The sequence below is a fragment of the Paenibacillus sp. YPG26 genome (assembly GCF_023704175.1).
GTDB lineage: Bacteria > Bacillota > Bacilli > Paenibacillales > Paenibacillaceae > Fontibacillus.
In genome coordinates, this window is record NZ_CP084530.1 from 642,196 (window position 1) to 661,075 (window position 18,880).

At 50.4% G+C, this 18,880-nt stretch carries 17 protein-coding genes; 12 read left to right on the forward strand and 5 right to left on the reverse strand.

Going from position 1 to position 18,880, the window contains the following annotated elements; genetic code table 11:
- Nucleotides 1-25 precede the first annotated feature (25 nt).
- From LDO05_RS02875 to LDO05_RS02905, 7 genes are all read left to right on the forward strand, one after another.
- Nucleotides 26-1,711 (forward strand): glycoside hydrolase family 13 protein, encoded by a 1,686-nt coding sequence (locus LDO05_RS02875; RefSeq protein WP_251377416.1) that lies wholly within the window; start codon nucleotides 26-28, stop codon nucleotides 1,709-1,711.
- 122 nt (nucleotides 1,712-1,833) lie between these two features.
- Nucleotides 1,834-2,838, forward strand: a complete 1,005-nt coding sequence (locus tag LDO05_RS02880; RefSeq protein WP_251377417.1) for a LacI family DNA-binding transcriptional regulator — start codon at nucleotides 1,834-1,836, stop codon at nucleotides 2,836-2,838.
- A 192-nt stretch (nucleotides 2,839-3,030) separates the two neighbouring features.
- Nucleotides 3,031-3,738 (forward strand): response regulator transcription factor, encoded by a 708-nt coding sequence (locus LDO05_RS02885; RefSeq protein WP_276575540.1) that lies wholly within the window; start codon nucleotides 3,031-3,033, stop codon nucleotides 3,736-3,738.
- Nucleotide 3,739: 1 nt separating this feature from the next.
- Complete coding sequence (locus LDO05_RS02890) at nucleotides 3,740-4,675, forward strand: sensor histidine kinase (RefSeq protein WP_251377418.1); 936 nt, start codon at nucleotides 3,740-3,742, stop codon at nucleotides 4,673-4,675.
- A gap of 151 nt (nucleotides 4,676-4,826) precedes the next feature.
- A complete protein-coding gene (locus LDO05_RS02895) occupies nucleotides 4,827-5,750 on the forward strand; it encodes an ABC transporter ATP-binding protein (RefSeq protein WP_251377419.1) in 924 nt (307 codons plus the stop codon).
- A 16-nt stretch (nucleotides 5,751-5,766) separates the two neighbouring features.
- Entirely contained in the window at nucleotides 5,767-6,438 is a 672-nt protein-coding gene (locus LDO05_RS02900; RefSeq protein WP_251377420.1) for an ABC transporter permease, read from the forward strand.
- 15 nt (nucleotides 6,439-6,453) lie between these two features.
- On the forward strand, nucleotides 6,454-7,305 hold the full coding sequence (locus tag LDO05_RS02905) for a CPBP family glutamic-type intramembrane protease (protein WP_251377421.1): 852 nt from the start codon (nucleotides 6,454-6,456) through the stop codon (nucleotides 7,303-7,305).
- A gap of 129 nt (nucleotides 7,306-7,434) precedes the next feature.
- Here LDO05_RS02905 and LDO05_RS02910 read toward each other — a convergent pair whose 3' ends face one another.
- The gene (locus tag LDO05_RS02910; RefSeq protein WP_251377422.1) at nucleotides 7,435-8,355 is read right to left on the reverse strand and encodes a DMT family transporter; all 921 of its coding nucleotides are present in this window, start codon (nucleotides 8,353-8,355) and stop codon (nucleotides 7,435-7,437) included.
- Between the two features lie 129 nt (nucleotides 8,356-8,484).
- Between LDO05_RS02910 and LDO05_RS02915 the strand changes: the two genes are divergently transcribed.
- Complete coding sequence (locus tag LDO05_RS02915; RefSeq protein ID WP_251377423.1) at nucleotides 8,485-10,017, forward strand: aminotransferase-like domain-containing protein; 1,533 nt, start codon at nucleotides 8,485-8,487, stop codon at nucleotides 10,015-10,017.
- 28 nt (nucleotides 10,018-10,045) lie between these two features.
- Here LDO05_RS02915 and LDO05_RS02920 read toward each other — a convergent pair whose 3' ends face one another.
- Nucleotides 10,046-11,653 (reverse strand): helix-turn-helix domain-containing protein, encoded by a 1,608-nt coding sequence (locus LDO05_RS02920; protein ID WP_251377424.1) that lies wholly within the window; start codon nucleotides 11,651-11,653, stop codon nucleotides 10,046-10,048.
- A 158-nt stretch (nucleotides 11,654-11,811) separates the two neighbouring features.
- Here LDO05_RS02920 and LDO05_RS02925 point away from each other — a divergent pair, with 158 nt between their 5' ends.
- From LDO05_RS02925 to LDO05_RS02940, 4 genes are all read left to right on the forward strand, one after another.
- The gene (locus tag LDO05_RS02925; RefSeq protein ID WP_251378593.1) at nucleotides 11,812-12,810 is read left to right on the forward strand and encodes a FecCD family ABC transporter permease; all 999 of its coding nucleotides are present in this window, start codon (nucleotides 11,812-11,814) and stop codon (nucleotides 12,808-12,810) included.
- Nucleotides 12,807-13,808, forward strand: a complete 1,002-nt coding sequence (locus LDO05_RS02930) for a FecCD family ABC transporter permease (protein WP_251377425.1) — start codon at nucleotides 12,807-12,809, stop codon at nucleotides 13,806-13,808. Before LDO05_RS02925 ends, LDO05_RS02930 begins: the two co-directional genes overlap by 4 nt.
- A gap of 18 nt (nucleotides 13,809-13,826) precedes the next feature.
- Entirely contained in the window at nucleotides 13,827-14,834 is a 1,008-nt protein-coding gene (locus LDO05_RS02935) for an ABC transporter substrate-binding protein (protein WP_251377426.1), read from the forward strand.
- 196 nt (nucleotides 14,835-15,030) lie between these two features.
- Nucleotides 15,031-15,807 carry a YheC/YheD family protein gene (locus LDO05_RS02940; RefSeq protein ID WP_251377427.1) on the forward strand — a complete coding sequence of 259 codons (777 nt, stop codon included), beginning with the start codon at nucleotides 15,031-15,033 and terminating at the stop codon, nucleotides 15,805-15,807.
- A 636-nt stretch (nucleotides 15,808-16,443) separates the two neighbouring features.
- On the opposite strand, the gene LDO05_RS02945 is transcribed toward LDO05_RS02940, so the two are convergent.
- The 3 genes from LDO05_RS02945 to LDO05_RS02955 form a co-directional block, all read right to left on the reverse strand.
- Nucleotides 16,444-17,148, reverse strand: coding sequence for an AIM24 family protein (locus LDO05_RS02945; RefSeq protein WP_251377428.1), 705 nt, complete (start codon nucleotides 17,146-17,148; stop codon nucleotides 16,444-16,446).
- Nucleotides 17,149-17,208: 60 nt separating this feature from the next.
- Nucleotides 17,209-17,619 (reverse strand): hypothetical protein, encoded by a 411-nt coding sequence (locus LDO05_RS02950; protein ID WP_251377429.1) that lies wholly within the window; start codon nucleotides 17,617-17,619, stop codon nucleotides 17,209-17,211.
- Nucleotides 17,620-17,824: 205 nt separating this feature from the next.
- Nucleotides 17,825-18,715, reverse strand: a complete 891-nt coding sequence (locus LDO05_RS02955; RefSeq protein WP_346657612.1) for a helix-turn-helix transcriptional regulator — start codon at nucleotides 18,713-18,715, stop codon at nucleotides 17,825-17,827.
- Nucleotides 18,716-18,880 lie beyond the last annotated feature (165 nt).

Below are 18,880 nucleotides of genomic sequence, written 5' to 3' on the forward strand. Positions count from 1 at the left end.
AATCAAGATTAGAGGAGATTAGACAATGGATAGACAGTGGTGGAAAGAAAGCGTAGTGTATCAAATCTACCCACGGAGCTTTATGGACAGCAACGGGGATGGCATAGGGGATTTGCAGGGTATCATTTCCAAGCTTGATTATCTGAAGACACTAGGCGTGGATGTAGTATGGCTCTCGCCAGTCTATGAGTCTCCTAATGACGACAATGGCTATGATATCAGCAACTATCAGGCGATCATGGATGACTTCGGAACCATTGAGGACTGGGAGGAGCTGCTAAAGGGCCTCCATGACCGTGGGATGAAGCTGATTATGGATCTGGTAGTCAACCACTCCTCAGACGAGCATCAGTGGTTCGTAGAGTCCCGCAAATCCAAGGATAATCCCTATCGTGATTATTATATTTGGCGTCCGGGCAAGGACGGCAGGGAGCCGAACAATTGGGGTTCCTTCTTCAGCGGTTCGGCTTGGGAATACGACAAGCACACCGATGAGTATTTCCTTCATCTGTTCTCCCGCAAGCAGCCGGATCTGAACTGGGAGAATCCGAAAGTCCGCCGGGAAGTGTACGATATGATGACCTGGTGGCTCGATAAAGGCATTGACGGATTCCGGATGGATGTCATCAACCTGATCTCCAAGGAGCAGCAGCTTCTGGATGCGGAGGGGCCGGAAGGCCAGTACCATTTCGGAGGCAAGAGCTTTGTGAATGGGCCGCGTATCCACGAATTTCTTCAGGAGATGAACCGTGAGGTATTGTCTAAATATGATGTGATGACCGTGGGCGAGACAGTCGATGTGACACCCGAAGATGCGGCGCTGTTCGTTGGCAAGGATCGCGGCGAGTTGAACATGGTATTTCAGTTCGAGCTGATGGGCATCGACAGCGGTCCTAACGGCAAGTGGGATGTGACGCCATGGACACTTGCCGATTTCAAACGGGTGGTTAGCAAATGGCAGACCGCGCTCCAGGGCAACGGCTGGAACAGTCTGTACTTGAATAATCATGATCAGCCGCGGATGGTATCACGGTTCGGTAATGATTCATCGCCGGAGCTTCATAATGTATCAGGGAAGATGCTGGCTACCCTGCTCCATACGCTGCAAGGGACGCCTTACATTTACCAGGGTGAAGAGCTTGGCATGACCAATGTGCGCTTTGAATCTATTGAAGATTACAAGGATATTGAAATTCTTAACATGCATCAGGAATATATGGCTGCGGGCAGAGATGAGAAGACAATTATGGAATCCATCTACAGCAAAGGAAGGGACAATGCCCGTACGCCAATGCAGTGGAACAGCGGTCCTCAGGCCGGATTCACCACCGGAACTCCGTGGCTGCCCGTTAACCCTAATCACGTAGACATTAATGCGGAGCAGGCTGTGGCTGATCCGAATTCCATATTCCACTACTATAGAAGATTGATAGAGCTTCGCAAGCAGCATGATATCATCGTCTATGGCGACTATCAGATCCTAAGAGAAGAGGATGAGCAGATCTATGCTTACCTGCGTACTCTTGGCAATGAGAAGCTGCTGGTTGTGCTTAATTTCTACGAGGCTCCGGCGGAATTCGTACTGCCAGACCAAGTTGTGTTCTCCCGGCAAGAGCTGCTGATTAGCAACTACGAAGTGCCGGCAGATAGTATTCTTAACCACATAAGCCTTCGACCATACGAGGCTAGAGTGTACAAGCTGCAAGATTAATCACGATTAACGATGATTTCCAACACATAAAAAGCACGTTCTGTTCAGATCTATTCCCGACTCTGGAAAAATGAGGTATGCTATAGAGTAAAATTGATTCATTCAAAGAGGAATGTGTAGCTATGAATCCAACAATTAAGGACGTGGCCAAGAAGGCCAACGTATCCATTGCGACGGTATCCCGGGTTCTTAATAATCTGACAGGATATTCGGATAAGACCAGGCAAAAGGTACTTCGGACAATTGAGGAAATGGGCTATCAGCCTAACATGATTGCGCGGGGCTTAATTAGCAAGCGCACACAGACCATAGGTGTACTCTTCCCGAATGTATCCAGCTCCTTCTCATCGGCACTGCTTCATGGAATTGAAGAATTCGCCTACAACCATAACTACAGTGTGGTGGTGTGCAACACGGATGAAGATGGAAAGCGGACACTCAAGTGTCTGCAGGTGCTGCGGGAGAAGCAGGTTGACGGCATTGTCTTCGCAAGTGAGCAGCTTAAGGATGAGTACTATAACGCTCTCGCAGTCTCGGGAATTCCCGTGGTCCTCGTCTCCTCGGAGACGGACCAACCGGGTATGCCTTATGTCAAAGTGAATGATAGGGAGGCAGCCTATGATGCGACCGAATATCTCATTCGCAGAGGGCATACGCGGATTGCCATGATTGGGGGTACGAAAAGTGACCCGCTTGCCGGAGTACCCAGAGTCGAAGGTTACGCGAAGGCGCTTGGCGATCACGGTATTCCTTTTCGGGAAGAATATGTGGCTTATGGGGATTTCGGTTTTGAAAGCGGTTGTAGAGCTATGGAAGAGCTGCACAGCCGTTCCCTGGATATCACAGCTATCTTTGCAGCGAGTGACGAAATGGCCATTGGTGCTCTCTCGGTGGCTGCACGTCATGGGATACGAATTCCAGAGGAGCTCTCAGTAATAGGTTACGATAATGTGGAGCTTGCGGAGATGGTTGTACCCCCGTTAACCACGGTGAATCAGCCTTTAAGCTTAATGGGGAGTACCGCTTGCGAGAAGCTTATCAGTATGATTGAGACCGGCCAGGCTGCCCAGAGCACAATTGCCTCGCACCATATAGTGGAAAGACAGACTGTGAGGACGCTTAATTAAGGGAGAAGCTGAGTGATTGGCGCCGCTGGCTATAGGCTGAATTTTACAATAATTCATAGACAACTTGTGGGAGACAGAACTGGACTTAGGTCCAGTTCTTTTATTTTAGGAATTCCATATTGTGACATATGGCGCGGGGATGTTAAGGTTAAGTGAGTAAGATGATTCTAGTAGAGCAAGGCGGGACAGAGCGTGCAGCATAAGATATTGTTAATAGAAGATGATCCGTCTATAAGTGAAATGGTGCGGGATTATCTGGTCAGAGAAGGTTATGAGGTTGCCACCGCGTTCGATGGGCATGAAGCGGAGACGGCCTTTGCGCAGGGGGGTTATGATCTGGTTCTGCTTGATCTGATGCTTCCGGGACGTAACGGTACGGAGGTGCTTCAGCTGATCCGGCAGGAGAGCCTGGTGCCTGTCCTCATTATGTCCGCCAAGGATAGTGATGTGGACAAAGCGCTGGGACTCGGCTTCGGTGCCGATGATTACATAACCAAGCCATTCTCCATGATTGAGCTTGCTGCCAGGGTGAAGGCGGCGATACGCCGGGCGGGATATTATGCGGCTTCAGAACAGCAGACGGAGTCTTCTGCGGGCAAGCCTCTTCACCTTGGGGAGCTGATCATTGATCTGGATAACTTCTCAGTAATGAAGCGAGGAGAAGATGTGAAGCTGACGGCCAAGGAGTTCCACATTCTAAGGCTCTTCGCAACCAATCCTAACCGGGTGTTCACGAAGGCACAGGTATACGGATTTGTCTGGAATGACGACTATTTCGGCGACGACAATGTAATTAATGTACATATGCGCAGACTGCGCGAGAAGATTGAAGACGATCCATCCCACCCTACGTACATTCAGACGCTGTGGGGCATTGGTTACAAGCTGGGGGAATTCTAACGTGATCCTGATCTTATCTCTTGTCATCCTCATTCTGGCCGTGCTCCTTGCTATGCAGCTAATGAAGCTCAGGGCCCGTTCCCGGCAGCTGGATGAGATCCATCAGGCGGTAAATGCAATCAAAGAAGCCGGCACCCTGGAACGGGTGCTGCTGTTCACTGACGATGTGCAGCTTCAGCGTCTTCTGGTCGATATGAATCGACTAATTGAGGATACCCATCAGGTCGGGGCGAAGCAGCGAGCACTTGAGTCCTCTATGCGAAGGATGCTCTCCAACATTTCGCATGACCTCAAGACGCCTTTGACCGTAGTCCTGGGGTACACCGAGACCATGATTCAGGATAACCGCCTCTCTGATGAAGAGAGGGAGAAGCTTCTACATAAGGTTCACAGCAAGGCGGCTGAAGTTCTGGAGCTGATCAACAAGTTCTTTGACCTGGCCAAGCTGGAATCCGGAGATAAGCAGCTGCCGCTTACGCCGGTTAATGCGGGTGAAGTATGCCGCAGGAATATCCTCTCCTTCTACGACTTGATCCATGCCCAAGGAATGGAGGTCAACATCGAAATTCCGGAGAGCCCTATCTTCCTTTTATCCAATGAAGAGGCACTTGACCGGATTCTGCACAATCTGATCTCCAATGCGATCCGCTACGGAAGCGAAGGGAAGCTGCTGGGGCTTAGCCTGCGTGCGGATGAATCGGACGTGGTGATCGAAGTATGGGACCGGGGGAAGGGGATCCAGGAGAGTCATCAGGATAAAGTGTTCGAGCGTATGTACACCCTGGAGGATTCAAGGAACAAATCGTATCAGGGAAGCGGCCTTGGGTTAACCATTACCAAGCGGCTTGTAGAGCAGCTGAACGGCCGGATCACGCTGAGCAGCAAGCCTGACGTACGCACGACGTTCACGGTGAAGTTTCCACGAATGAAGGTGTAGGTTCACGGTTAGTGCTATTTGATCTACCATACTTAAGATATAAGTAAGATTCAGTTAATAAAAAAGAGAATTCCTCTCCTTATGATAAAGATATACAGATGAAGCAAAGCAAGTGCTTCTCAGGTGAGAACCACACAAGGGAGATGAGAATATGGGATATATACTTAAGACCAGTCACTTAACCAAGACGTTCGGCGGCAGTGATGTGGTGCAGGACGTGAGTATGAAGATAGCGCAGGGTGAGATTTACGGGTTCCTTGGGCCCAACGGTGCCGGCAAGACCACGGTCATGAAGATGATTACGAATCTGATCAAGCCGACAGGCGGGGAGATCGAAGTTTTCGGGGAGAAGCTGACAGAGAAGTCGTACGGCGTGCTTAAGCGGATGGGCAGCATTATCGAATACCCGATATTCTATGACCGGTTGTCAGCCCGTGAGAATCTCGATCTGCACTGTGAATACATGGGCTTCTACGACAAAGGGGCGGTTAGGGATGCGCTGGAGCTTGTGAAGCTGCATAACATTGAGAAGAAGTCAGTCAAGGACTTCTCCCTAGGTATGAAGCAGCGCCTCGGTATCGCCAGGGCTATAATCACCAAGCCGGAATTTCTAATCCTTGATGAACCTATTAATGGTCTTGACCCTGTCGGGATCAAGGAGCTCCGGGATATCTTCAAGATGCTCAGCCAGCAGTTCGGCATTACGCTGCTCATCTCGAGCCATATTCTTGGGGAGATTGAGCAGATTGCCGATACTATAGGTGTGATCCGTGAGGGGCGGCTTGTTGAAGAAGTAGCGATGAGCACGATTCGGGAGAAGAATACGGAATATATTGAGCTGACGACCAGTGACTACAAGAAAGCGGCATTTGTGCTGGAGAATAAGCTGAACATCCGTAATTATAAAGTGATTGACGACAAGTGCCTGCGAATCTATTCGGATGGGATCTCGCAGCGGGACTTGGCCAAAGCTCTGGTGAATGAGAATGTAGACATCGAATCGCTTAATCTGAAGCGGCATTCGCTTGAAGATCACTTCCTTAGCTTGATCGGCGGAGGTGAGGGCGTTGCTTAAGATGATGAGGCTTGAGATGAAGAAGTTTAAGCTTTGGGGAATAGCAAAAGGGGTAATCATCTGTAACCTGGCTATTATGGCTTTTGTCACCGCGATATATTTTGGAGAAATTGAAGAGCTGAATTCCTCTTTTAGCACTTATGATTCTTTCTTTACTATTATTGAGACGTTGATTAGAGTCACCTTTCTCATTTTTGCCTCGGTCTTGATGTCGAGGCTTGTGATCGAAGAATACAGGAACAAGACAATACAGTTAATGTTCATGTATCCGATCAGCCGTAAGAGGATTTTGGAATCCAAATTAATTATTGTATTCGCATTTACAGCGATTGTTATATTTCTATCGAATACAGCTCTTGATGCCATAGTTATTTTGATAGATCAGGTTTTTTATAATATTATTCCCGAAGAGCTGACTACCGAGACAATAATTAAGAGTTTCGTACGTATTGTGTTCACCTCCCTCTCAGCGGGGGGGATTAGTCTGATTCCTCTTTATTTTGGAATGAGGAAGTATTCGGTACCAACAACGATCGTATCTGGAATATTGATTAGCAGCTTAATCTCTTCCAATACGAATGGGTTCACACTCAGCAATATTATCGCAATCCCTATCGGGCTGTGCCTTGTAGGAATTCTCATCGCTTACATGACGATAAGGAATGTAGACACCAAAGACGTTGTATAAGAAAGGACTGCAAGAATGCTTAACAAACTAAGCGGTTATAAAGGCGTAATCCTCCTATGCCTCACCAATCTGCTGCTGCATTATCTTGTCCTCTATCCACTTGGATTAGGTCAGTATATAGGGCCGGAGCATCCTTATCTGTTCGGGATTATTAGTTTGGGGATCGGGCTCGTCCTGCTTACGGTAACAATTTTATATATTCGAAGAGTGGAGCATAAGCCGCTCGCTTCTCTACGAATCAAGAGCGGCCGCAAGCATTTGATCTTCTCGCTAGCAGTTATCTTGGTAACGGTAGTCCTGCATCTCGTCTATCTGAAGAGCCTGGATGAGGCAGGGATTCTGAGAGCTTACTTCAATACTCACTATTTCGAGAATGCGCAGCTTGTACCTATGCTGCTGGTCACCGGGGCAGGCTGGTTCATCAATGCCTTTTATGAAGAACTGCTTCGTGCCTATATCGTGCTGAAGCTCAAGCATTGGGCTCCCGTGCTTATGTTCCTGACTATTGGCCTGTTGTCCATTGTCATGTCTATATTTGAGGGTCTGGATATGGTCTACTCGGCGCTAGTCTTTATCGTGAACACAGCATTCCTGTATGTATATCTGAAGAGCGGCTCCATCATCCCGGTTACCTGTGCACATTTTATTTACAACTTTACACTGGGGCATCTCTTCGGCAATGGAGCTGTGGCATTTCTCAGAGTCGAGGGAGAGACCTCCCTTTGGTACGGAATTGCGCCATTTCTTCTCTACATTGTCATTCTCCTAGTAATGACCAAGCTGATCTACGGGGATGCTTCTGTACAGCACTGTATAAGAAAAATAGAAAAGAGCGGGCAGCAATCCCGGGCAAGCCGGATCCACTAGCTCTCAATAGAATATAGCCAAGCAGGCCCGGAGGAATCTCTCTCCGGGCCTGCTTGGCTATTGTCCTTCATGTCTGTGGTTACCCGGAATATACGGATCCCTGGCTGTCATCCAATGTTCCCGGAAGAGTCACGATCCGCTTTCGTTGAAGCTGATCTTGCGGCCAAACAGCTGGCGAAGCGCAGGGGCATTAATGAGGATAAGCCCGCTGATTATGACCAGCACCCCCGCAAGTGTATTCCAGGAGACGGGTTCATGATACAGCAGCATGCCCAGCAGGAGGGCAATGACCGGGGAAATATACAGCCAGGTTGACGGGAAGAGCGGGGTGGTCCTTGCGACCAGCCAGTAAAAGATCGAATGAGCGACCATGGAGCCAATCACAATGAGATAGAGCAGGGAATAGATGGCCTGCGGCTCTAGCAGAGAATGGAGATGTACATCCTCTGTGAAGAACGACATGACCAGCAGTCCGCCTCCGCCGTACATCATCTGGGCCGCATTCAGTGCAATGGGCGAGATTCCTTGGAAGCGCGGCATGACATGCTTGGAATAAAGCGCTCCGCCCGCGTAGAAAATTTCACCGATCAGAATCGTGACCGAGGCCAGGATCCAGAAGCGGCTGGTGTGCACCGTAATACCCGGAAGCAGGAGCAGCGCAACGCCCGCGAATCCGATCAGGCAACCGGCGACAGCGGTTATTCGTGTCCGCTGGCGCAGGAAGATCGTCTGGAGTAGTAGAATCATGATCGGTCCTGTAGCGGACAGCACCGCGGCAATACCTGAAGATATATACTGTTCGGCCCAGTATAACGTAGCGAAGGTGCCAAAGGTAAGCCCGAGCCCTGTAAGCATCATCTCCTTGCGCAGCAGCAGAGCTAGCGGAGCCTTCCGTCTCCATACCATGAAGCCGAAGAGGATCAGCCCAGCCAGGAAGAAGCGGAATCCCCCTCCGAAGAATGGTGTAAGCCCCGCATCTATTCCCCATTTGATAGCCAGAAAGGTTGTACCAAAAATCAGACACATCACTGAAAAAGCCAAGTAAATCATACACGTATCCCCCTTTTGCTCTATTATAAAGAATAGGATATAGAACAGATCAACGATAAATAGAACAGATGAGGGGGGATCATCCTTGTTATGGTTCTATACTTGAAATGAAGCAAAGGGGGATGTCTCATGAATAAGCCAAATTCCGTCAATGAGGAGCTCATTCACAATGGAATTGAACATGTCAGTGTAAATGGGAAATCGGACATCCATGTGCAGTCTGATCGGGGGCTGGGCGGTACCCATCCACAGCAGCGGCTGTTCCAGCAGGTATACGATCTTCTGCTTGAGAAGCTTGCGGGCAGGGAATGGGGAGAACATGAGAAGCTCCCTTCGGTGAGAACTCTAGCTGCGAAGCTGGGTGTGCACAGATTAACGGTGCTCAAAGCTTACCAGCTGCTGAGAGAGACAGGTCATGTCTACGTTAAGGAAAAGTCAGGCTACTACGTGCTGCCAGAGAAGCAGCGCGAAGATCATACAAGCACGAATGTGGGTAATTATCTCCCCGAATCCGGAGACTGCTGGCCTGTACGGCTGCACTCGTTCTCACAGGCCTTGGTTGATCCGGCTCTGCTGCCGAATCGTTATTTCTCGGAGTATGCCAAGAAGGTGTTCGACTTGTATCCCAAGGTGCTGAGCACCTACTCCTCTGTGCAGGGAGATGAAGAGCTCCGCTCTGTACTATGCCGCCTCTTCGCTAAGACGCATCAACTGCATCTGACCGCGGATGATCTGCTGATCACAACCGGAGCCCAGCAGGCCATTGATCTGATCGCAAGGGCTTTCGTACAGAGGGGCGATGTTGTTCTCATCGAGAGACCTACTTATCATGCGGCTATCACTATCTTTGAGGGGTATGGAGCCCGCCTGGTGCCTGTAGATATATCTCCAGATGGGTATGACCTGGTCCAACTGGAGAAGCTTATGAGACAGCATCAGCCCAGGATGTTCTATATCAACCCCACTTTTCATAATCCGACCGGGTATACGGTTCCTGTACGGCAGCGCAAGCTGCTGGCCGAGCTTGCTGAGCGGTACCATTGTCTGATTGCCGAGGATGATTCCTTTCGCGACATCTATTTCAACGAGGCACCGCCGCCGCCTGTAGCATCCTATGATACGGATGGATGGGTGCTCTATATTCGCAGTTTCAGTAAATATGCGGCCCCAGGGCTGCGCGTAGCCGCTGTATGCGCCCAGCCGCCACGAATGAACCTCCTGCTGCAGTACAAATACCAGATGGATAACGGGGCTCCGCTGCTGAACCAGAAGGTATTCCTGTTATATCTGGCTTCAGAGCGGTTAACCGGACATTTGGAGAAGCTTAGAATTGCCTTGGAGCTCCGTAAGGTTGCGATGGAAGAGACGTTAAGGGAAGCAGGCTGGACGTGGGAGAGTCCTGATGGAGGATTAAGCTTATGGGTTCAGCTTCCTGAGGGTGGAGTGTCAGCCGAGATCCTACTGGAACGCTGTGCGCAGCACGGCGTCTCGTTCTCTCCAGGTATTGCCCATGATCCGCTGCGGGAGATGCGAAGCTATATCAGGCTCAGTTATTCATTCGTGAATGAGGCCGAGATCAAGACTGGTATGAGGAGACTCATAGAGTCGGCCAATCCTTCACATTCTCCCCAAGCAGCGGTAGTGATTGAGCGAAGGGTCTGAGGACTGAGGACTAAGGACTGTCTCCCGCCTACTGGAACTGCCCGAAGTAGCGGACACATTCCTGAATTGTAAGCTCTCTGCCTAGCGGCCCCCAAGGGTCCCATTCCTTGCTATCCGGGACATATACTTGCCCGTCTGCGACTGCACGCAGCTCCCGCCAGACCGGATTCGTACTCAGCTTGCCCAGCGCGGCCGGATCACTCCAGACAACCAGAATCCGCTCAGGGTCCATTTCTGCTAACCGGGACAGCCCTTGACACAGATAAGCCTGCTCATCCGCCATCTCATAAGGCTGGAATCCAAGCTGCCCGAACAGCAGGTCACTGAGAGCATGATTGTTCCCCGTATACAGACGTATGTCATCCTGCATGACGCGAATTACAGCCCATCTTCCTTGGCCGGTAAATGACCTGAGCGAGTCTTTGCCGGTCTGCTGGACATGGGCCATTCTTCTAACAATCTCCTCCGCCTCGTCCTCCTTACCCAGGATGCCGGCAACGGCCTCCAGATATCCAGTCCAGCTTGTAATTCCATTTAGATGAACGGTGTTCTCATATCCAGCCCAGGCGGCACCCCCCAGGTTATTGTTGAAGTCCATCTTGATAATCACATCAGGAGAGAGCGGGGTAAGCTCGGTATAGCGGATTCTGCGTTCCGCATTCAGCGCAACGGTATCTTTAAGGAGACCGGTTAAGTAGCTTGGATAACCAAGACCGGCATAGGTGCTCGGAAAAGAAGGCCCTGCCACCGGCTTAACGCCGAGCGCCAGCATATGATCCTGTAGAAAGAGGTGGCTGACGATAGCCACTCTTTTGCCATGTCTTTTGCGGTACAGGGTAGGGGACATGCCTTCGCTCTTCTTGAACGTTCTGCTGAAGTACAGCTCGTCCTGATAACCGACATGGCGGGCCACGTCCTTCAAAGTCCGGTCCGGCTCACGCAGAAGGGTCTTCGCCTTCCTGATCCGAAGCTGAGTCAGGTAGCTGCCGGGTGACAGACCGGTAACTCTCTTGAAGGCCCGGCAGTAGGAGCTCGGCGTTAAGCCGGCCAGCTCGGGGAGACGTCTCAGCGGGAAGCTGTTCATATAATTCTGCTCCATCCAATTGAGGGTGCGTTCAATCGCGTTGTCGGTTTTTCCATAAGACAGCCTAGTGGAGGAGAGCAAATAAAGCAATTGGTTGAACAGCATGCTCCGGCTGAATTCCGCACCGGATTTCATGGATGCACCGGGCTCCTCGGATTGAAGCAGTTGAACCACAAGCTCCTTAATGTCAGGCAGATGGAAGGAGTCCAGATTGAAGAACTCCTCAGCCACCGGTGACAGCCCCCATTTGGCGACAGCAGGCGGAGCAGGTTCAGCCGCATCCAGCATGACGCCCAGATAATGAATATACACAAGCGTCAGCGATCCTTTGGCGGAAGCCTGGAGCTCGAGGGAGGTCTCGGGGGCGATGTGCAGGACCGCGCCCGGTTTAAGCTCGTATCTATATCCTCCAAGCTGCGCTGTCCCGGTACCTTCCATGACCAAGCCGAGGGCAGCCCGGCGCGCCCGGAAGCTTCTTATTTTGCGGCCAGCCGGGAGCTTGTGCTGTTTGATTGAGAGAAGAGCATAGACAACAGGAAATTTCATAATCATTGAACCCCATCCTTCAGACAATATAATCCATGAAAAGAAGACAAATTCGTCCATAGTCAAAAGACTGCATTTTCATTATATTGAAATTGAGAATCATTATCAAATAGAAAGGGTAGGCCATTTTCATCCGGCTTGACTGTAACTGTCTTATGGAATGTATGATCCGAAGTGCCAGAGGGAAGCTCATGATACTCGCTGTGCTTATCTTACTCCTGTCCCTGGGCATGATAGCCAGCCTCATGCTGGGTTATCATCGGTTCGGAATGAAGGCGTTAGTGGGTGCCGTATTTCAATTCAATGGTTCGGAAGACCATTTGCTGATACGAACTGTAAGAATTCCGGCCGTCTTGATCTCTGCCGCTGTAGGTGCGGGCTTGGCTGTTGCGGGCGCAGTGATGCAGGTGTTGACCAGGAATCCGCTGGCGTCCCCATCACTGCTTGGCATTAACGCAGGGGCTGTTCTATTGATTGTGATCTTTCTATCCTTCGCCAGTGGAGATCCCGGCATGGGGGAATTGGTGTGGATCGCATTCACAGGCGCGGCGATGACAACGGTATTCGTCTATGTACTGGGAAGAGCTGGTCCTGGCGGGTTTCAACCAATTAAGCTGACCCTGGCGGGCGCAGCCTTCGCTGCCCTGGCTTCCGCAGCCACATCTGCAGTGATGCTGCTGAACAACGAATCGCTTGGCGAGACGCTGTTCTGGCTGATCGGTTCAGTGACAGGGAGGAAGCTGGAGCATTTAACAGCTGTAGCTCCCTATATGCTTGCGGGTCTGCTTATCGCGCTGGCTATGAGCCGATCTCTGAATGTCATGGCTCTGGATGAGGATGTTGCCGCAGGGCTGGGCCAATGGGGAGGACCGGCGAAGGCTGCGGCCGTCCTTAGCGTTGTGCTGCTTGCAGGCGGAGCTGTCGCTGTGGCAGGGCCGATCGGCTTCGTTGGGTTGATTGTGCCGCATATATGCCGGTATTTGATCGGTAGTAATCATTACTGGCTGCTTCCTTATTGCGCTGTAGCCGGGGCACTGCTGCTTGTCTCTGCAGATCTGGCATCGAGGTATGTGCTCATGCCCAAAGAAGTCCCCGTTGGATTACTGACAGCTATGCTTGGGGTTCCCTTCTTCATCTATCTCGCAAGGAGGGGAGCAGCATGAGACGGGCTGTAATATTCGGGCTAGTTCCTCTGCTGTTACTGGTGCTGCTGGCCTCCATGATCTGGAGTGTGTCGACAGGGGCGCTGCCGATTTCTTTTCTTAAAGCCGGGGCCGCCTTGTTCGGAGGCGGGGATGAGCAGACAAGGCTGCTGATCTTCAAGCTCAGGCTGCCAAGAGTGCTCGTAGCGGCTATGGTTGGAGCGGGTCTTGCCGTTGCGGGGACGATCCTGCAGACGATCTTCCGCAATCCGCTGTCAGCACCTGATATTGTGGGCATTAATGGAGGGGCATCTGTCGCAGCCGTTGCCTTCTTGACGCTTATGAAGGCCGACGTCAGTATTCACTGGCTTCCTGTTGCGGCCTTCGGCGGTGCGCTCATCGCAGCTGCACTTATATACATATTGGCTTATACCAGAAATTCATCCCCGCTTCGCCTCATTCTTGTTGGAGTTGGCATCTCCTCGGCTGCATCAGCGCTTACTACTTTTCTTCTCATTAGCGGGGATTCTTACCGTGCAGATCAAATATTGAATTGGCTCACGGGAACTGTGTATGGCAAGTCCATGGAGCACGCGGCTGCCCTGCTGCCTTGGGTCGTGATCTTTATTCCGCTTGCCTGGGGAATGTCAAGGCATCTGAATGTCATGCTGCTTGGGGATACCGTGGCTATGGGGGTCGGGAGTGCCGTAGAGCGTACCCGCCTCGTGCTGCTTCTAATCGCGGTATGTCTGGCTGCATCTTCTGTTAGTGTAGCGGGAGGGATTGCGTTCATCGGCCTGATGGCCCCGCATATCGGACGAAGACTGGCTGGTAATCAGCATGCGGGGCTGATACCTGTGACTGCGCTGATTGGCGCTATACTGCTTGTCCTGGCTGATCTAGCCGGAAGAACAGTATTCGCCCCGAAGGATCTGCCTGCAGGCATATTTACGGCAGGTCTGGGTGTACCCTTCTTTTTCTACCTATTCTTCAAGAACAACGGCACGTCCGTCAAATAAAAAGGAGAGATTCATCCCATGAAATTATTACATCCTAATCACAAGTTCATATCATTAACGATCATGCTATTGCTGGCATTCTCAGTTGTCTTGTCCGGCTGCGGTCAAGATAGCGGCAAGAGTGCGGAGCAGAAGCCGGCGGATACGTCCGCAGCGGCCGCAGCGAATCCGGTAGACGAAGAAATCCGCAAGGTGAAGCACAGCATGGGTGAAGCCTCCATTAAGGGTACGCCAAAACGTGTAGTAGTGCTTACACAGGAAGGCACAGAAGCCCTGTTGGAGCTTGGGGTTAAGCCCGTGGGCGCGGTGAATTCCGGTCTTGGAGATGACTGGTTCCCTCATATCCGAGCTGAGATGGAGGGGGTTACAGAGCTTGGAGACGAGTCGAAGCCGAACGTGGAGCTGATTCTCGGTCTGAAGCCGGATCTGATCATCGGCAACAAGATCCGGGATGAAGAGATCTATTCCCAGCTGGAAGCTATAGCCCCAACCGTATTGTCAGAGGAGCTCTCAGGGAGCTGGAAGACGAACTTCAAGTTATATGCGGAAGCGCTCAATCTTAAGTCAGAAGGGGATGCCGTTCTAGCGAAATACGAGACGCACATTCAGGAAGCGAAGTCGAAGATCGGTGATAAGTTGTCTTACAAAGTATCGCTCGTCCGTTTCCTTCCTCAAGCGGTGCGCCTGTACAAGAAGGATACTTTTGCCGGTGTGATCTTAAGCGACCTGGGCTTCGCCCGTCCTGCCGTTCAAGACAAGGATGAGTTCATGGAAGTGATCGGCAAGGAGCGTATGGCCGACATGGATGGAGATGTAATGTTCTATTTCAATGCCGACTATGACGAGAAGAAAGGCGGCACGAAGATGCAGCAGGAGTGGTTCAAGGACCCGCTCTTCACCAATCTGAATGTAGCTAAGAAGAATAAGGCATTCCAAGTTGATGAAGTGATCTGGAATTTGTCTGGCGGGATTAAATCCGCCAATCTGCTAATCGATGATATTGTATCTAAATTTCAGTCTCTATAACCCATAATGTTCAGAGCTGTCCACTCAAGTGTTCAATTGAATACTTGATGGGCGGCTTTTTTTATGATCCGGCTGGTAACTCCCGGTGTCCTATATGATTTAGGCTGCTGGTTCAATCAACACTGCAAGGGTTCGCATACGATAATTTGTGTGAAATCCTGTTCGTTCATGAGATGGATAGAGAGGGACGATGACGATGATTGGGCAGAAGAAAAAGTCTTCAAGAAGCACACTGACAAGCAAGTGGATAAAGACCAATGTACTGCTTAAAAATCCGGCGATCCGCAAATACATCCCGGATACCCGAAGATTTAACGCCCAGAATCTGAAGAGCATGCTGAACGCCTATGGGATGGTCTACATTAAGCCGGAGCGTGGGACGCACGGACTGGGCGTAATCCGGGCGGAGGTGGGGATAGAAGCTGGGAAGCCGTATAAATACCAGTTCGATACGACAACAAGGACGTTCAGTACATTGGCGGCCTATTACGCCAGCTTGAAGAAGGCGGTAGGAACCCGCAGCTATTTGATCCAGAAGGGGATACACTTGCTCAAATACAACAATCGCCGGTTCGATATCCGTATCATGGTTCAGCTAAGCCCCCAAGGGAAGTGGGAGACAACGGGACTGATCGGGAGAGCGGCGCAAGAGGGCAAGATCGTCACCAACTATCACAGCGGAGGACGCCCCATGTCTGTGAACGTATTGCTAACCCCTCATGTCACAGGCACCAGGCAGACAGCCCTCATTCAAGAGCTGAGCCGGTTCGGAGAGCGAATTGCCAGAGCTTATCAGTCCACTTATCCGAATTTCAGACAGATCGGGGTGGATGTCGGCCTCGACCGGTCACTAACCCCCTGGATTATTGAGGTCAATACGAGTCCTGACCCGTATATATTTAATCAGCTGTCAGATAAAACGATGTACCGCAAAATCATGCGCTATAGACGGGCACAGGGCATCAAGAAGTAATTCACTGGATGAATACTAGGCTGTCCCTGGCGGGTAGTCTCAGACTGCAGGGATTCTCCCGGCAGTCTGAAAGTGCTTGGCAGCACTCTTGTTTTATTTTTCAGAGAGTAGAGGATTCTAGCTAAATTGACCGGCTGAAGAGACGAGAATCCTATTTTAATAGCTTAATGATCTTGGCTACCAGGATAAGAAAGAAATAAATCAAAAATACATTGATTAGATAATAATCAATACGAATTGAACTCTGCTGTAGATTACTCCACAACAGAATTTCATATCCGTGATGTAGAACTTCTGTATGGCCACCCTTATAGTAAATAAAGGAAAAAGGAAATCCAATTCTACTCAGATTTTGTCCTAGAAACAAGGACAGTGCCGCTAAAATTGTGCTGAGACCTAAAACTTTTATGTTTATTTTCATCTGAATCACCTCACCGTTATTCTAATAAATACATATTCATAGCTTAAGGGAGATTGTTAATTTACCTTCATAAAACTTTAAAATAATGAAACTTCGAATCCCGCCAACAAGTAAGAGCCAGAGATTGTCTTTTCCGGCTCTTATTTGTTGGATTTAAACAGTAAAGTTGTAGTCTAAAGCTTATTTGAGATATAAGCCATTTATTATAGATTCGTCTATTTGATAAATACGCCCCCGAAGGGAATGGCCTCCCGAAGGAATCGCTTGACGATGCCGTCATTGCTCAGATCCTGTTCCAGCCGCTGGCTTTGGCGTCCTGCCTGAAGAATGACTTTCCCTGATCCGGTCATCTTCCACTGGTAGCTCATGTGCTGGCTGGCCAGGTGATTCCCGTATACCGACAGCTCCATCTTTGCATTCTCCGGGTAAGCAACCACGCTGCCAGCATCGACGTACAGCGGCTCATTCGGGTCCAGAGCCACCTCGCATACCTGACCTTCAGTCAGTATACCGATCTGCCCGCTGCCGGAGAACTTCATCTTCACGGCATCCCGGGTGATCAGCATATTCTTCATATTCAAGATCCGGGTCTGCATGGTTACCCCCTCTGTATAGAAAAAGAGATGGCGGAAGTCGTACAGAAGATCGCTCTCCGGGGTAAGCTCAATCGGCTTCATACTATAGGACGCCGGAAGGGCGGCTACAAATTCACAGCCGCCTTTCAGATCGGCCTGGATCAGCTTCTTTTTGCGGTACATCCCTTTTACATTCATAAGCCGGTCGCTCCGGTTGGCGGATGGCCCTTTGAAGGCAATAATCTGCTGGGGATGAAGGACGTGAATCTTCTCATTCTCTTCAAGCAGGAACCTGACCGCTTGTCCACCAATGTGGCTTGATTCCGTCTCGTGGATAAGCTGCATGACGGTTCTCCTTCCTTAGTTGTGTAGTGAATTGCTGCGCTTGTGGTACAAGCTCAGTGCTTAGCGCCGCAGGACAACGCGTAGCACCCGCAGCAGAATAAAGTATCCGGCTAGCAGCGCGGCCCCGGTAATCAATAAGACACGAATCCGCTTGGAGCTGGCCTGGCGGGCAGCCTCCTGGTCCATAAGGGTCTGTACGGTCTCGGTCAGCTTCTTATTCTGCTGAATAAGAGCTTCGTTCTGCTGCCGATAGGCCTCCATCGTTCCTTGAGCCTCTTCAAGCTTGTTTACCGTGCTTTTATAGTCCTCTTTCAATTGATTGACTTCGTTAGGGAGCTCGGTAATCTCCTGGACCCCATTGAACAGGTCATCGAAATATCCCGCGTTAGCGGAAGGTGTGATATAAAGTGAGCCAGCACATATCATCGGCAGGAGCACCAGGATTATTTTTCGGAATAGGCAGTGCTTCATCCAGGTTCACCACCTTATTATTAGTAGATTTCAACAAGTATTACGTACGGGGACTCCGCAAAGTTTCCGAGGCAGGTGCTGCTCCATAGGGATATATATTATTACCCGGGCAGGACGAGTCTGCATTTCAGATGGGATTTAAGAACTGAAGCTTCGACCATGATTGTAAAGGTTTGGAAAATATAAGTTTAGAAAAAGCTTGGAGCTAGGAGAACCGCTGCCTGAATTTGCGCGGTGACAGCCCTTCCTGCTTGGCGAACGATGAGGTGAAATAAGCGGGATGGTTGAATCCCACCTCCTCGGAGATCCGGGTAATGGACAAATCGGTCTGCAGCAGCAACAGCCTGGCCCGGGCGATCCGGTATTTCAGTAAGTAAGCCGCAGGCGAGCAGCCGAATACCTTTTGCATACAGCGGGCGATGTACACAGGGTGAAAGTTCAGATGTTCCCCAAGCGCCTTGGCGGTTACCTCCTCCTGATAATGGGCTCTGAGATAGGCGGCAGCACGCTCCGCACAAGCAGCCTTTGGAGAAGGGGCGTCTGTAGTCAGCGTATCGGACAGCTGCTGAATCACTTCCTGGAACAGGGCCTGCTGACGCAGCCGCGTACCAGGCAGATGAACATTCTGATTCATCAGGGTGAGCTCGTGCAGCATGTCATAGAACTTGTCAGGCTGCAGGAGGGGAGTATATTGGGGAACGCAGATCATAAAGGGAGTGATGGAATAGGCTGGCAGGAATGGAGGCGCTTCTACGGCAGAGTCCCGCGGGTAGCCGGGCATGGATATAGAATCCTCGATCGGCTGCCACTCTCCCTGGGTATGAAAATGCAGCCAGTAATAGTGGGTTTCCTCCGTACACGCGAGAGTAGAATAGTGATAAGCGTCAGGACGGAGAATGAGCGAGTGTCCTTCCCTTACCTCATAGTGCAGGTCTTCCTCACCCACATACAGAGTTCCTTTCATGACTACGAGCAGATCGAATACGCCAATATTCCGTCTCGCAGGATGCTTACTCCCGGCCGGGACCTCGGCTAATCCGCTAACGATGTAATAGGGCAGGGGAGGAACAGATAATTGCAGCAGCGGCACACACATTCACCTCCGGGATATGAATTCAGGTTGGAAATTTTGAAGTTTGGGTTCAAATACTGATACTACGCTCCCAGTATACCATCTATAATTTGTTTACACATACAAAGTTACTTGGGAAGGTGTTGCTAGGTGAGCAGTTTGGAAAAAAATAAGTTTACTCTATGGGCG